Here is a 14,632-nt window from a genome sequence, read left to right on the forward strand (position 1 = left end):
TCTCCGTTATTTATGACGTTCTAGATGTTTAGTAAAGTGACACGAAACGAAGTGCCCTGGTTCTATCTCATTAAGAAGCGGCGTTTCCTTCGTGCATATATCCTGACGATAGGCACAACGTCCTGCAAAGCGACATCCAGCTGGAGGATCAATTGGACTGGGGACATCACCTTCAAGCAATATTCTTTTCTTTTTGTTGTCTAAATCCACAACGGGAACAGCTGAAAGTAAAGCCTGCGTGTAGGGATGAAGCGGTTCTTTAAAAAGTGCTATATTTTCAGCCTTTTCAACAACCTGCCCCAAGTACATAACAGCCACTTCATCAGAAACGTAACGAACAACACTCAAATCGTGAGATATAAACAGATAGGTGTACTCACGTTCTTTTTGCAAATCGCCAAGCAAATTGAGAATCTGAGCCTGAATGCAGACATCAAGCGCCGAAACGGGTTCGTCAAGCACTATAAAATCAGGATCAAGAGCAAGGGCCCTGGCTACTCCAATGCGCTGACGACGACCACCGTCAAGCTCATGAGGAAAAGAAGTAGCAAGCCTCTCGGCAAGTCCTACCGTATCCATTAATTTTTTAATTTTGGCATCTATCTCTTTTTTGCCTGAGCATGTCTTGTTAATCAACAATGGTTCGGCAATAAGCTGAGAGACAGACATTCTCGGATTCAATGAAGAGAAGGGATCCTGAAATACGATCTGAGCTCTTTTTCTGAATTCGTTTCTTTCTTCTTTGTTATATTTAAGAGTATCTTCTCCATCAAAAAGAACTTCTCCGCCCGTTGCTTCAATAAGACCAATGACAACTCTTCCCAGTGTTGACTTTCCACAACCGGATTCTCCGACTAATCCCAGAGTTTTCCCCCTTGGGATCGAGAGGTTGACATCATCTACGGCATGTAAAAGGCCCTTATGGACGTTGAAATATTTCTTAAGATGCTTAATCTCTATGAAAGTTTCTGTTTTTTCGACCTGTGCACACACTACGGCCGCCTCCCTTCAACACCCAATGGGAAATAACAATCGACAAAGTGATTGGGCTCATACTCTTTCATGCCACAAGCTTTTTCGTGGCAAATATCCCGAGCATAGGGACAACGGGGGGAGAAACAGCACCCCTTCGGCAAATCGGTAGGATCGGGCGGCAACCCAGGAATAACATGTAATTTTTGGCTAATATCACTATCAAGGCTAGGGACAGCATTAAAAAGGCCCTGTGTGTAAGGATGCATGGGTTTACTGTACAAACTCCGAATATCTGAATACTCGACCAAACGGCCAGCGTACATAATCGCTACGTCATCGCAGATCTCAGAAACAATTCCCAAATCGTGGGTAATTAAAATCAATGACGTGTTAACAACAGACTGAAGTTCTTTAATAAGCTCCAAAACCTGTGCCTGTATTGTTACATCGAGAGCCGTAGTTGCTTCGTCTGCAATCAAAAGACTTGGCTTACATGCAAGAGCAATGGCAATACCTACCCTTTGGCGCATTCCGCCGGAAAACTGGTGAGGGAAATCCTTTGCTCGTTCTGTGCGTATTCCGACAAGCTTCAACATTTCAAGAGCACGTTCGTGAGCTTGCTCTTTATTTAAGTCAGAATGGAGTGAAATCATTTCCATTATTTGTTCTTCAACAGTCATAATGGGGTTAAGAGAGGACATGGGATCCTGGAAAATCATAGCGATCCTGTCTCCACGAATATGCCGCATTTCGGCTTCGGTCATTTTCATAATATCCTGACCTTCGAAAATGATTTCTCCGTTTGTTACTTCTCCAGGAGGAGATTGAATAAGGCGAAGGACGGCAAGAGCTGTGGTAGTCTTACCCGCTCCAGTCTCACCAACGAGACCAAGAGCTTTTCCCTTGCGCAGAAAAAGATTCAGGTTATTTACAGCTTCGACAACACCCGAATCTGTATTAAAACGCACGGAAAGATTGCGAATATCAAGAAGGGGAGAGTTATCATCTACCATGTTCGTCATTTTAGTACACCTACCGTTTCTGCTTCGGATCAAGAGCATCCCGAAGTCCATCGCCAACGCAGTTCAAAGCCATAATGGTGATCATAATTGCCAATCCGGGAGCAATACTTAAGTACGCACTGTTTCTGAGATACGGTCTCGCAGCAGAAAGCATTCCACCCCATTCCGGATAGGGAGGCTGAATACCCAAGCCAAGGAAACTTAATGTAGCTGCAAAAAGTATTGCGTTTGCGACACTGAGGGTAGACTGAACAATCAGGGGTGCCGCACAGTTTGGCAATATATATAACAAAATGATGCGCGTATGACTCGCGCCCATAGCCCGCGCCGCTTCAATAAACTCCATTCCCTTTATCGAGAGAACGGAAGCTCTCATCAGACGGGCAAAACGAGGAATTGATGTTATACCAACAGCTACCATCAGGTTGAACAGACCAGGCCCAAGGGCGGCAGATATAACGATTGCCAAAAGTATGGTTGGGATAGCAAGTTGGATATCCATGATACGCATCAGGAAGTTATCAATTTTGCCACCAAAATATCCGGCAATAGCTCCGATAGCACCACCTGCAATAAGAGAAATTGAAACAGCGATCAGACCGACTTGCAAAGAAACCCTTGAACCGAAAATAATTCGGCTGAGAACATCTCGCCCAAATTCGTCGGTTCCCAAAAGATGGGTCGTGGAAGGCGGTTTACGGATCATCATGTAGTCTTGGTCAGCATAACCATAAGGAGCAACTTGATCTGCAAATATGGCCATACCTATCAATATGAGAAGAATAACAATACCAAGCACTGCAAGATAGTTTCTTCTCAACCGTATAAGGGTATATTTCATCATAGAATTATTTTTAAACATTGAGCTTCCCACCTCTATTTCACATGAATACGAGGGTCAACAAACGCGTAGAGGATATCTGCCGTTAAGTTGACAAGGCAGAACGCGATAGAAATAAAGAGAACGCCACCTTGAATGATGGGATAGTCGCGCATATTAATAGCCTCTAACATGAGACGGCCCACGCCAGAGATGGAGAATATAGCTTCTGTAACAATAGAACCGCCAAGAAGCATTCCAAATTGCATACTAATGATGGTAAGAATGGGAATCATGGCATTTGGCAAAGCGTGGCGCATAATGACGATACTCTCTTTTTGACCCTTGGCACGAGCGGTACGAATATAGTCTGAGTGAATAACCTCTAGCATACTCGACCTTGTTATTCTGGCTATGAGGGCTACGGCAGATCCGGACAACGTAATAATGGGCATAACCATCTGGCTCACCGTATCGAATCCCATGGATGGCAACCATCCGAGATACACTGAAAAAGCAAGAATAAATAGAAGGCCACTCCAGAAAGTAGGCATAGAAACACCGAGAAGGGTTATAAGGGTCGTAATACTATCCAAAATAGAATATTGACGTATTGCGCAAATAACCCCCAATGGGATTCCCACCAAAGTACTAAAAGCAACAGCCCAAAAGGCTAGTTTCATAGTTACCGGAATGCGTGAAGCCAACTCCATAGAAACAGGGCTCTTCATCGCGTACGAGTACCCAAGATCTCCATGGAAAACTGCCCGATAAAGATAGCGCCCCAACTGAACAAAGAATGGGTCATCCAAACCTCGTTCAGCACGGAATGCTGCGACAGTCTCGACGGTCGCCTCTTGACCAAGAGCAATTTGCGCAGGATCTCCAGGAGTAAAGTACAAAATCGTGAAGATGATAACCATGACACTTAGAACAACGGGTATGAGTAGCAAGATTCTTCGAAAGACATACCTAAGCACAAATAACCACCTCTCACTAGAAGCATGATTTATATATAGAAAAGCGCGCTCAAAAAAACTTCTGTATGCTTTTTAGTCAAATGGTCGACCGGTCGACCATTTGAAAATTAGTCTATCACGCTCCATAACACCGGTCAATTAAAATCGATTTTCCAACTCTCTTATCTTTCTTTATTGAAAAGAGACGATTATTTAGGAAGGAAACCTCCTTTTAGAGAAAAGTCCTTTTACACATTATGTAATGTTTTACTATTTTGTCTAATTTTCAGGAGCAACTGCTGAACCGCTGCGCCGAAATGACCCCACTCCTTTTATACTACCGTTTTCTTGAACTTCAATCATATTTAATCCCCCGAAAAACATATCCGGATACTCATAGACTTTGACAACGTGTCCAAAAAAGTTCTGAAGGCAATCAACTGTCTTCGTTGAAAAGCCCTTCTCCATTCGCAATTCTGGATATAGAACATAGCCTACAAACTTTGGAGACTTTACAGCATCTTCTAAAGACATATCAAAATCAATAAGATCGACAATAATCTGAACGAGGGTAGAAACGATGCGACCTCCGCCAGGAGTTCCGAGAACCCAAGCAACCTTTCCGTCTTTTTCAATAATTAACGGCGCGATTGTTGTTCGTGGACGTTTGCCACCTTCCAGATAAAGAGGAGCACCATATGTAGCATCTCCACTAAAATTATTTAACTCATTATTAAGGAAGAAACCGTTAATCCAATATCCTGTTCCGAAAAAATCAGATATGGTCTGAGTACATGAAACAACGTTCCCATCTTTATCCATAACAGCAAAGTGAGTTGTTGTTGGTGATTCAACAGAAAAAGCTTCTTCCTTTTCAATAGATTTCGCACGTGTAGATGTTGTATCTATTTCTTGTAGAAGTACATCCGTAAATCCTTGGTTCTCTTCAAAAGGCAAAGGATTTCCGTATCGTTTTTTCCAACTTTGCGGTAAAGAAGCTTTCGATAAGTTAATTTCCATAAATCGACGCTCTGCATATTTTTTATCTGTCAAAGCTTGCTTAGGTAAAGAACTGAAGTCTCGATCACCAACGTATTTTTCCTGATCCAGAGCTGTCAAAATAAAAACTTCCTGCATGATATGGATTCTGAGGGGATCATCCCAGTCAAAGGCTGACATGTTGAATTTTTCCAAAATATTCAAGGTTTCGATAAGACGCGGACCGCCTGCTGGCATATCTGAAACATAAATATCATATCCACGATATGTTCCATGAAGAGGTACTTTTTCAATTACACGATAGTTTTGAAAATCTTCTTTTCTGAGCCAACCTCCGTTTTTTTTCATAAAAATTTCAATGGAATCAGCAATAGAGCCATTATAGAAAGCTTTTGCTCCTTCTCTGCCAAAGATACGAAGTGTCTCTGCTAAAGAGGGATTTGAATACCAATCTCCTTCCTCCCAAGGTAAAATGCTCTCTTTCAAAAAGCCCTGAGCTGAACGAAGAAGCTTTTCATACTCAAGAGTTACAGCCTGAGCAAACTGTTTATTCACTGCAAATCCATCTTGCGCCAAATGAATCGCCGGTTCAGCAAGTGCTTCCATAGGCATAGTTGCTGCCTTTTGGTGAATGTACTCTAAGGCTGCCGGTAAGCTAAAAACTCCAACACCTTTTAACGTCTGCATTGCCTCTGCAAAAGAAAGACCAGATTTTTCTATGCTTCCATATGTTGCCATTCGCGGCGCCACGCTTCTAAAATCCAAAGCGAAGCGATTGCCATCAGCTGTTCGGGCAACAATATATCCTTCTCCCCCCAAACCTGAACCGTAGGGTTCCACTACACCTAAAGCCAGGCTGACAGCTATAGCAGCATCGAAGGCATTGCCACCCTTTTCCAAAATTTCCGCACCAACTTTGGCCGCATCAAAATTCATAGCGACAACCATACCCTGAGATGAAAGGGCCGTCATCGCCAAAGATGGAGTTGCAATAAATGCAAATGTAAGAGCAATTGCAGAGACGAAAACCACTGCAAAATTTGAAAGTTTCTTCATTAGACTATTCACCTGTTCAGATCATAAAATATTATTTTTCCAAAGTTGAAGTACAAGCAGGACACCGTAATGCCTTTTCTGGAATTTCAGTAAAACAATAGGGACATATTTTAACAGGTGGCTTAGGAGCTGGTGCTGGCGGTCTTCGTAGACGATTTAAATTTTTAACCAAAATAAAAACAGCAAAAGCCACAATGAGAAAGCTGATTACAGAGTTTACAAAAACGCCGATATTCATAGTAATCGCCCCAGCCTCTTGCGCTTGAGCCAAAGAAAGATATGGGCCTGGAGTTGCTCCCTCTCTGAGTACCATAAAGATATCTTTAAAATCCACATTACCAAGCGCCATGCCAATAGGAGGCATAATAACATCCTTCACTAAAGACGATACGACACCTCCGAAAGCACCTCCTATAATGATACCTACAGCCATATCCATTGCATTTCCCTTAACTGCAAATTCTTTAAACTCCTTTAAAATAGCCATCTCATCCCTCCTTCACTAAAGAAGCATTACAAATAGTATGCCTATTATAAAACTAAAATATAGAACGTGAGTAAGGAAGCATAACGTAAACTTTTTTGAAAACTTCATAAGAATCTTCCCATTTTTTGTTAGAATAAATGAACAATGTTATATGCATTCTCCGGGGGTGAAAATATGAAGCGTTTCTTTATATTATTCAGCGTTGCTTTTCTGCTCAGTTTGTCTTTTCCCCAAGAGGGGTACAGTTTTGATATGTCTCTGTTTAGAGGCCCTAAAATCAAGGATCTGTACCTTGTCATTATTCGTGATCCTGACGCTCAGCTTTTGGCCCTCGAAAAAGATGAAATACAGATGCTTACAGATATTGCCCGTCCCGCTGATATAGAGCGATTATCACAAAATGCATCAATTCAGATGTCATTGGCAAAAGGCTTTCATGGTTTTTTCTTCGGAATGAATCTTCGAATGTTTCCGTGGAATCGGCAAGAACTCAGACAAGCTGCATGGGAAGCTATTCCCCGCGAAAAGATAGTTCGTGATCTCTTCTCAGGTTACGCAGAGCCCCTTTCCACATTTTTACCACCTGCTTCTCCCTACTATGAAAAAGATGTTATTCATTATTTTTCTGATCCGGAGAAGGCTAAAAAAAGGTTGAAAGATGCCGGTTGGACGTGGAATAACAAAGGAATTCTTACAGATCCAGAAGAACACCGAGAGCTACCTCCAATGAAGATGCTCTCTCCCACAGCTCAAGTTTCACCGACAACGGCTGAAATAGCTGAACGGATAGCAACGTCTCTACGTGCAATTGGAATTCCCCTAGAGGTAGAGCCTATGGACTTTTCAGCCATGATTGCCCGTCTTGACGAACGGAAGTTCGATACGTATGTTTTAGCATGGCAAATGACTCGCGATCCCGATTCTCTTTTCGCTTTTTATCATTCTTCCATGGATGTACAAGGCGGCTATAACATTTCTGGAATATCCCATCCTCAACTTGATGATGTTGTATCTCGACTTCGATGGGCCCCTGACGAAGAAGCAGCTCGAGAAGCAGCTTCCGAAAGCCAAAAGCTCCTTTCAGAACTTGTTCCTGTTATTCCAATTTATAGTAGATATTTTATTACGGCGGCCACATCATCGTGGAAGGGATATGTTACAACGTCTTATACGACAGCTGATAATATTTGGAGTCTTTTCCAGTTGGAACCTGCGCAGGGCTCCATGAAACCTCTCCGATGGGTTTTACTTGACGAGCCACGCTCTCTCAACCCCCTTGATACGAGTTCTGCCTACGACTGGAATGTATTGGCCTTTATCTATGATTCTCTTCTCGCTATTGATCCAGAGACGTTAACAGATCTTCCTTGGGTAGCAGAATCATGGTCTGTCGATACCGTGAAAAAAGATAAACATAATGTTACCCAACTTACATTTCATATGAAGAAGGGGATGCTTTGGCAGGATGGACGCCCATTAACCTCATCAGACGCAGCCTACACTATTGAATATCTGAAAAACCATCAATTACCCCGCTATTACGATTCGGTACGAGATGTAGAAAACATTGAAACTCCCGATGCTCAAACTCTTATTGTTACAATGAACTCTACAAGCTACTGGCATCTTCATAACATAGGAAGCCTTCCGCTCTTTCCCCGGCACGTTTTAGAGCAGGTGAAAGATTGGCGGAGCTGGAAACCATCTCAAACATGGCTTGATAAAGAGAAAAAACTAACTCAGCTTATGGGGTCAGGTCCGTTTATCTTTAGAGAATACAGGCCTGGGGAGTATGTACACCTCACGAAGAATCCTCTTTTCTGGCTCTTAAATAACCGGTGACAGAAATGAAAAGCTACTGGTGGCGACGTATCGCAGGTTCTCTGCTCGTCTTGTTTGTGGTTCTCATTTTAAATTTTTTTCTCTTTCGACTTATGCCAGGAGATCCTGTAGCAACCATGCTCGACCCTCGATTCTCTCCTGAGGCGAAGGCAGAACTATCGAAACTTTACGGCCTTGATAAGCCCTTGAGTTTTCAGTTTTTACTTTACCTTAAGCAAATGATAACTTTTAATTTCGGCTACTCCTTTTTAACGGGACGTACCGTATGGGAAGAATTGGCAACCCGTCTTCCCAACACGATTACTCTATTGGGGAATGCCCTCTTACTTTCAGCCTTTCTGGGAACTTGGCTCGGCATACAGGCGGCTTTAAAACGTGGTAAATGGATCGAAAAGATCGTTCTTTGGAGTGGAGCTGTCTCTTTTTCTTTCCCTTCGTTTTTTGTTCAGTTGCTGCTTCTTCTCATTTTTGCGTATGCCATTCCCCTTTTCCCTTTGCGGGGAAGTGTTTCTGTTCCTCCTCCCATTGGATTCTGGGCTCAGTTAACAGATTATATATGGCACTTAATCTTGCCTGTGGGATCGCTTGTTCTTCTGGGATTCGGGGGATGGGCTCTCTATGTTCGCAATCTTATGGTTAAAGTGCTAAGCGAAGACTTCATTCTTATGGGAGAAGCTCGGGGACTTCCTGAAAAACATATTGTCTGGAATCACGCTTTTCGTACACTGCTTCCTCCTCTTCTAACGATTTTTCTTCTTTCGTTACCTGGCATTATCTCTGGAGCCGTCATTACAGAAACAGTCTTTTCCCTCCATGGGGTAGGCCGTTTTCTGCTGGAAGCCATTACAGGGCAAGACTACCCATCGGCAGGTGCTTCCTTTTATCTTCTGGCCCTTCTCACTATCTTTTGCAACCTTGCCGCTGACCTTCTCTACGGTATAGTCGATCCCCGTGTTCGTTTCGAAAGGAGAGGGCGCTAATGATGAGCCTCTTTCGACGATGGAGTTTTTTACTTCTTCTCTTTATAGCAGTTTTGAGCATTTTGGCCCCTTTTTCATTGTCGGTTTCTCCCAACCAAGAGGTTGCACCACCTTTTTCAACACCATTATGGCTCAAGAGGAATCTTCCTCCCACAATGAAAATAACTCTTTCAGAAAATATCCTGAAAAAAAATATTGCCTGGCCCTACAATCCTCCGACACAAATTCATCTTTCAGGTGAGATAACGCTCTCTGTTCCATCTGCCCTTGTTCTCGAAACTCCGACACAAAAATTTGTTTTGCACCACTTAACTGTCGGGAAAAATGCTTTTGACATAGACGGACGAGACCTTTCCTTTAAACAAAGGCTGAATTTTTCTCCTTTCGCCCAGATTCCAAGCGAACTTTTTTCAGAAAAAGGTGAATATATCTTTCGCGTCGAACCTGATTTTTCAGCTCCACCGGAAATGAGAGGAACGATAACATTTGATATTAAGGGAGGACGGTGGGGCCTTTTAGGAACCGATCAACGGGGAAGAGATATTTTTTCGCTCTTCATTGCCGGAATCCGTGTTTCTCTCATTGTGGGAATATCAGCAACACTTTTGGCCTCCCTGCTCGGCCTTTTCTTCGGTTTGATCAGTGGCTATGCCGGCGGCTGGACAGATACCATCATTATGAGGGGTGTCGATATTCTTCTTTCTATACCCATTCTTCCCATTCTTATGGTACTTGCCGCCTATTGGGGAAAGGGATTATGGCAACTCGTTCTTATCTTATCGCTCTTCTCGTGGATGGGAACAGCACGCACTGTCAGAGCCATGACTTTATCTCTCCGCGACAGTAGTTATATAGAAGGTCTTCGTGGTCTCGGCGCGCCGACCTTTTACATTCTCTGGCGACACCTGCTTCCAGAGACTCTTCCACTACTTCTGGCCAACATAGCACTCGGTGTTCCAGGTGCTATTTTAGCCGAGGCGGGAATATCTTTCCTCGGCCTTTCAGACCCCAGAATCATTTCGTGGGGAAGGATGCTTCACGAAGCCCATTCTTTCGGAGCTTTTACCCGTGGAGCATGGTGGATGCTTCTGCCCCCTGGTCTTGGCATAACCCTACTCTGTCTGATTTTTCTTGATCTCGGGAAATTTCTTGAAGAGCAGATTGACCCCCAATTGAAGGGAGCACTTAAACAATGATACAAATCATCGATCTTTCCATTACATATATAACGCCATCAAAAAGCGTATTTGCCGTAAACAACGCCTCACTTTCTATTCCCAAGGGGGAAATCATCGGTCTTGTCGGAGAATCCGGCAGTGGGAAAAGTTCTTTACTTATGGCTATTCCAAGGCTTCTTCCTTCTAATACTGAAGTCTCTGGAGCTGTTCTTCTTGACGATCTCGACATTCTCTCTCTTAAAAAAGACACTCTCAATACCATACGTTGGAAAGAGATTGCTCTTATTCCTCAGGGAGCCATGAACTCTTTTACGCCAGTATTAACTATCGGGAAACATATTGAAGAGGTTTTGACGTTTCACATGGAACTTCCACCCCATGCAATAAAGCAACGATGTGAAAGGGTTATGAAAGAAGCTGGGCTTGATGCATCATATCTTAATCGTTATCCCCATGAGCTTTCGGGGGGACAGAAACAACGGGCAGCTATAGCCACAGCCTTAGCATGTAATCCAACGTTTCTTCTTGCCGACGAACCAACTACCGCTTTAGATGTCATTACCCAAAGAGAGATAGTAGAAACACTAGCTACATTAACAAAAGAGAAGGATATGGGGCTTCTTTTCGTCACCCACGACCTTCCTCTTGCTGCCCAAATCTGCGATAAAATCGCCGTTATGCATGAGGGAGAAATAGTGGAAAAGGGTTCTCCTGAAGAAATTGTGAAAAATCCGCACCATGAGCACACCAAACAACTTGTAAAAGCATTACTTCATTTGGAAGGTGAAGAGATATGACAAACACAATTTTAACGGCAAATAAGGTCAGCCTCTTCTACCCCTCAAGAGACCCTAAAATGGAGGGCATTTGGGCCCTCAAAGATATTTCTCTTATTTTGAAGCAAGGTGAAAGCCTCGCTTTAATAGGAGAATCTGGGAGCGGGAAGACATCTTTGCTTAGGGTTATTCTTGGACTCATTCAATCGACGTCAGGGTATGTAGAGCTTTTTGGCGAAAATATCAATACATGCACACACCACTCTTTAATAGAGCTACGTAGGAAATGTGGGTATGTTCCTCAAGATCCTTATGGGAGCCTTCCTCCAACTCTTTCTGTTATAGATGCCGTTGCTGAACCCTGGCTTATAGTTTATGGACGAAAGAGTCGCTTGGATGCGTATAGTAAAGCACGTCACCTTTTACATACGTTAGGTATAACTGAAGAGAGGCTGCTCTTTTCTCAAGTGCGCTTCGGCTTATCTGGAGGTCAACGGCAACGAGTGGCAATAGCCAGAGCCTTGATTCTTGAACCTCGACTTTTGCTCTGTGATGAGCCAACAAGCATGCAGGACGCTTCAACACGAAGTGAAATTATCGAAGTGCTTAACAAGAGGGTAAAAGAGGGAATGTCGATGATATTTGTTACCCATGACCTCTATCTGGCCAGAGCGGCAGCCAGCCACGGCATGGTCTTGCTCAAAGGAGAGTGTTGTGAAGAAAACAGCACAAAAACTCTTCTTACCGCCCCCCAACACAACTACACGAAGGCCCTCGTAGCTGCTCTTCCTACGCTTTCTTCCGCCATACAAAGAGACTCAAGAACAAACCTCCTGCACAACCTATACACCCCATAAAAGCCAACATATTGCCCAATCCGAAGATCGATCCGCCGTAGCTCATAAGAAAGGGGGTAAAGATAAAACCGAACTCGATAAGCAGTGTTCCTGCAGCAACTCCTTTAGGCCTAAGCCTCTCAGGAAAAATATCGGGCATAAGAGCCAATATCATTGGAAACCCAATTCCCATTCCTAAACCATATATTGCTCCCAATAGGAAGAAAGAGTGGTTAGAGGAGGCAAAACGTGTCACGATAACAATAGCCCCCATTAAGGCTATGGTAAAACCGCTGCCAATTTTTCTATCAAGCTTATCCATAAGGCGAATGGCGAAAAGACGTAAAAGAAGGGCAACTCCGGCATTGGCAGCCATAAAGGAAGAAGCGATCAAGCCGCGAGAACGGATAAAAGCTGGCATATACTGTAACGTGGAAGAATTGAGGAAAGACCACGATAAAAGGGTGAGCACAAGAGGCCAGAAACCCGGAACATAAAACATTTCCTTCCAGCTTCCCCAATTTTCTTCTTGTTCAGAGCTACTTTGTGTCAAGTATGTATCCTCTGTCTCTTTACTTTCTTTTTTGAGATCTTTCAATCTCGGAAGCTGTTTTGACACTGCAAATGTTGCTATAGCAATAATTGGAGCAAGAGTCAGGAAGGCAAAGGTTCCTACTTTAGAAAGGAAAAACTCACTCAAAGGAAGCACTGAGAGTTGCGGCAAAACATAGGCAATGGCTATCCACGCATAGAGACTCCCTCGGCGTTCCGAAGGAATACTCAAAGCCTGATACGTGGTTACGGCGACCATAACTATTCCATAAAAAAGCCCCACACTCCCCCGAATAACCATAAGAGAGCTAAAAGAGTTAAAGAAAAGAAAGGGGAGAGAACAAACAAAAAGCAATAGAGAGGCAAAAAGAAGGCTTTTGCGAACACCAATCCTCTCGCTCATCAGGCTTCCAACAGGACGGATCAGAGTTGAAGCCACGCTGAAGATACTCATAAGCCATCCTGTCAAAGCGAGAGAAATACCTTGTTGCTGCAAGGCCACGGGGTACATAAAAAACATAGAAACATAGGCCTGCCCAAGATAGGTTACGAGCCAGCAGAGCCAAAACGTTCTACGATCAAGGGTTGTTGTCACTTCATGTTCATCTCCTGCGACTTCTTTTTCAATGCTGCATCCAAATGCTTACATCGTCTGCGATGCACAAAAGCAGGACACGTACACGCCCTATGAAGAATATCTACGGCGTAATCTTCTGTACCATGAGCGATGAAAAGAGTGTCAGTAATCTGCTCAAGGAGGGAAAGGTCAAATTCAACACTTCGATTTCGCCCTGTTTCTACCTTATCAACCACTTCTACAAATTCTATTGTTTCCATCTTCTTCGCACCGTAGTGGTCGTCTATCGCCTCGTTTGAGAGTCTGTCAGCGTCACTATTTTCATTTCTCGGAACCCATTCATAAGAAAGATTTTTTCCACGCGACAACTCTTGGGCCCTCTGCCAGAGTTCTTTAAGATGAAGGCTATTAATCTTCCATTCCTTATTCATTTGGCAAACAACAAGACGACTATCCCCTCGGATAGTAACACGCTGAAATCCCCTATTATCAATTTCCCGAAGCAACATAAGAAGAGCTTCATATTCGGCTTCATTGTTGGTTTTGGAGCCAAGATAGAGCTTTTGTTGCCAGATAATATGATTATTTTCGTCGTATAAAAGGGCCCCTGCCCCTGCATCGCCAGGATTGCCCCGTGATGCACCATCAAAATGACCTTTAAGCATCGTCAATATCACCATTTTTCTGTCCAATAGACTTGAGAAAACGCAATGTTGCATCTTCCCAGCGAGGCATGTATATACCTAATGTATCGAGAGGGAAAGGATCAAGAGCGCTCATAGAGGGCCTTTGCGCAATGGGTCTGAACTCATCGCTCTGGACCTGATATATATTCTTTGTCACACCAAGCTCTTTCAGCGCAAAAGAAGCCCAATCATATTTGCTGCATCGCCCACTACACGAAAGATGGTAGACTCCCCATGCACGAAGAGATAAGAGATCCATCACTCTTTCAGCAAGGTCTGGAGCATATGTCGGGCTTGATATCTGATCTGATACAACTTTCAATTCGTTTTGTTCCCGACTCAATCGCAAAACCTGTTTCAAAAAGTTCGACTCTTCTTTTCCCTCAGGACCAAAAAGCCAGCTTATTCGTACAATAAGAAATCGATGGATGTGATTTTTAACAAAATCTTCACCCAGAAGCTTTGTTCGGCCATAGACGTTAATTGGATCGGGAGTGTCAGCAATGGTCCATGAACGTACGCTTTTTCCATTAAAAACATAATCTGAACTGAATGTCACAAGGGGAATGTTCTGTTCTTCTGCTGCTATAGCTAAATTTTTAGGGCCAATAGCATTAACAAGATACGCATCTCGCCAGTTCTGTTCTGCCCCATCTATATCGTTCCAGGCTGCGCAATTTATGATTACATTGGGCTGATCTTCATGTATTCGTCGCCGAACTCTGGAAATATCCGTTATATCTAGTTCCTGACGGGAATAGATGGTGAAAGGCAGGTCTTCTTCCTTAAAAAGACGCTGAAAGGCAAAAGCTAACTGGCCGCCACCTCCCGTTATAAAAAACTTCATGCCTCTCCCCTCCCTAGTGGTAGTATTCAAAACATTCTAT

The 14,632-nt window shown here is 43.4% G+C and carries 14 protein-coding genes; 5 read left to right on the forward strand and 9 right to left on the reverse strand.

The window, feature by feature from the left end; translation table 11 throughout:
* Positions 1-6: 6 nt before the first annotated feature.
* The 6 genes from ACZ5GY_RS09690 to mscL form a co-directional block, all read right to left on the reverse strand.
* The gene (locus ACZ5GY_RS09690) at positions 7-993 is read right to left on the reverse strand and encodes an ABC transporter ATP-binding protein (protein ID WP_213691712.1); all 987 of its coding nucleotides are present in this window, start codon (positions 991-993) and stop codon (positions 7-9) included.
* Complete coding sequence (locus ACZ5GY_RS09695; RefSeq protein WP_374047612.1) at positions 993-1,988, reverse strand: ABC transporter ATP-binding protein; 996 nt, start codon at positions 1,986-1,988, stop codon at positions 993-995. Before ACZ5GY_RS09695 ends, ACZ5GY_RS09690 begins: the two co-directional genes overlap by 1 nt.
* 19 nt (positions 1,989-2,007) lie before the next feature.
* Entirely contained in the window at positions 2,008-2,859 is an 852-nt protein-coding gene (locus tag ACZ5GY_RS09700; RefSeq protein ID WP_213701607.1) for an ABC transporter permease, read from the reverse strand.
* A gap of 14 nt (positions 2,860-2,873) precedes the next feature.
* Complete coding sequence (locus ACZ5GY_RS09705) at positions 2,874-3,797, reverse strand: ABC transporter permease (RefSeq protein WP_213691710.1); 924 nt, start codon at positions 3,795-3,797, stop codon at positions 2,874-2,876.
* 258 nt (positions 3,798-4,055) lie between these two features.
* Positions 4,056-5,831 carry a gamma-glutamyltransferase gene (gene ggt, locus ACZ5GY_RS09710; RefSeq protein ID WP_213699697.1) on the reverse strand — a complete coding sequence of 592 codons (1,776 nt, stop codon included), beginning with the start codon at positions 5,829-5,831 and terminating at the stop codon, positions 4,056-4,058.
* A 31-nt stretch (positions 5,832-5,862) separates the two neighbouring features.
* Complete coding sequence (mscL, locus tag ACZ5GY_RS09715; RefSeq protein ID WP_213691708.1) at positions 5,863-6,318, reverse strand: large-conductance mechanosensitive channel protein MscL; 456 nt, start codon at positions 6,316-6,318, stop codon at positions 5,863-5,865.
* A gap of 174 nt (positions 6,319-6,492) precedes the next feature.
* On the opposite strand from mscL, the gene ACZ5GY_RS09720 reads away from it, so the two are divergent.
* Genes ACZ5GY_RS09720 through ACZ5GY_RS09740 form a run of 5 tightly spaced genes read left to right on the forward strand, consistent with a single transcriptional unit; the run spans position 6,493 to position 11,951 of the window.
* Entirely contained in the window at positions 6,493-8,160 is a 1,668-nt protein-coding gene (locus ACZ5GY_RS09720; protein ID WP_464111821.1) for an ABC transporter substrate-binding protein, read from the forward strand.
* 5 nt (positions 8,161-8,165) lie between these two features.
* Positions 8,166-9,140: an ABC transporter permease gene (locus ACZ5GY_RS09725; protein ID WP_464112117.1), complete on the forward strand. Its 975-nt coding sequence runs from the start codon at positions 8,166-8,168 to the stop codon at positions 9,138-9,140.
* Positions 9,140-10,336, forward strand: a complete 1,197-nt coding sequence (locus ACZ5GY_RS09730) for an ABC transporter permease (protein ID WP_464111822.1) — start codon at positions 9,140-9,142, stop codon at positions 10,334-10,336. Before ACZ5GY_RS09725 ends, ACZ5GY_RS09730 begins: the two co-directional genes overlap by 1 nt.
* Entirely contained in the window at positions 10,333-11,115 is a 783-nt protein-coding gene (locus tag ACZ5GY_RS09735; RefSeq protein WP_464111823.1) for an ABC transporter ATP-binding protein, read from the forward strand. The genes ACZ5GY_RS09730 and ACZ5GY_RS09735 overlap by 4 nt, the downstream gene beginning before the upstream one ends.
* Positions 11,112-11,951 carry an ABC transporter ATP-binding protein gene (locus ACZ5GY_RS09740; protein ID WP_213691703.1) on the forward strand — a complete coding sequence of 280 codons (840 nt, stop codon included), beginning with the start codon at positions 11,112-11,114 and terminating at the stop codon, positions 11,949-11,951. The genes ACZ5GY_RS09735 and ACZ5GY_RS09740 overlap by 4 nt, the downstream gene beginning before the upstream one ends.
* On the opposite strand, the gene ACZ5GY_RS09745 is transcribed toward ACZ5GY_RS09740, so the two are convergent.
* The 3 genes from ACZ5GY_RS09745 to rfbD are packed head-to-tail and all read right to left on the reverse strand — an operon-like array spanning position 11,884 to position 14,592.
* The gene (locus tag ACZ5GY_RS09745; protein ID WP_213691702.1) at positions 11,884-13,077 is read right to left on the reverse strand and encodes an MFS transporter; all 1,194 of its coding nucleotides are present in this window, start codon (positions 13,075-13,077) and stop codon (positions 11,884-11,886) included. The genes ACZ5GY_RS09740 and ACZ5GY_RS09745 overlap by 68 nt on opposite strands.
* Positions 13,074-13,724, reverse strand: coding sequence for a ribonuclease HI family protein (locus ACZ5GY_RS09750; RefSeq protein ID WP_213691701.1), 651 nt, complete (start codon positions 13,722-13,724; stop codon positions 13,074-13,076). Before ACZ5GY_RS09750 ends, ACZ5GY_RS09745 begins: the two co-directional genes overlap by 4 nt.
* Positions 13,717-14,592: a dTDP-4-dehydrorhamnose reductase gene (gene rfbD / locus ACZ5GY_RS09755; protein ID WP_213691700.1), complete on the reverse strand. Its 876-nt coding sequence runs from the start codon at positions 14,590-14,592 to the stop codon at positions 13,717-13,719. Before rfbD ends, ACZ5GY_RS09750 begins: the two co-directional genes overlap by 8 nt.
* Positions 14,593-14,632 lie beyond the last annotated feature (40 nt).

The sequence above is a fragment of the Aminobacterium thunnarium genome, assembly GCF_055390565.1.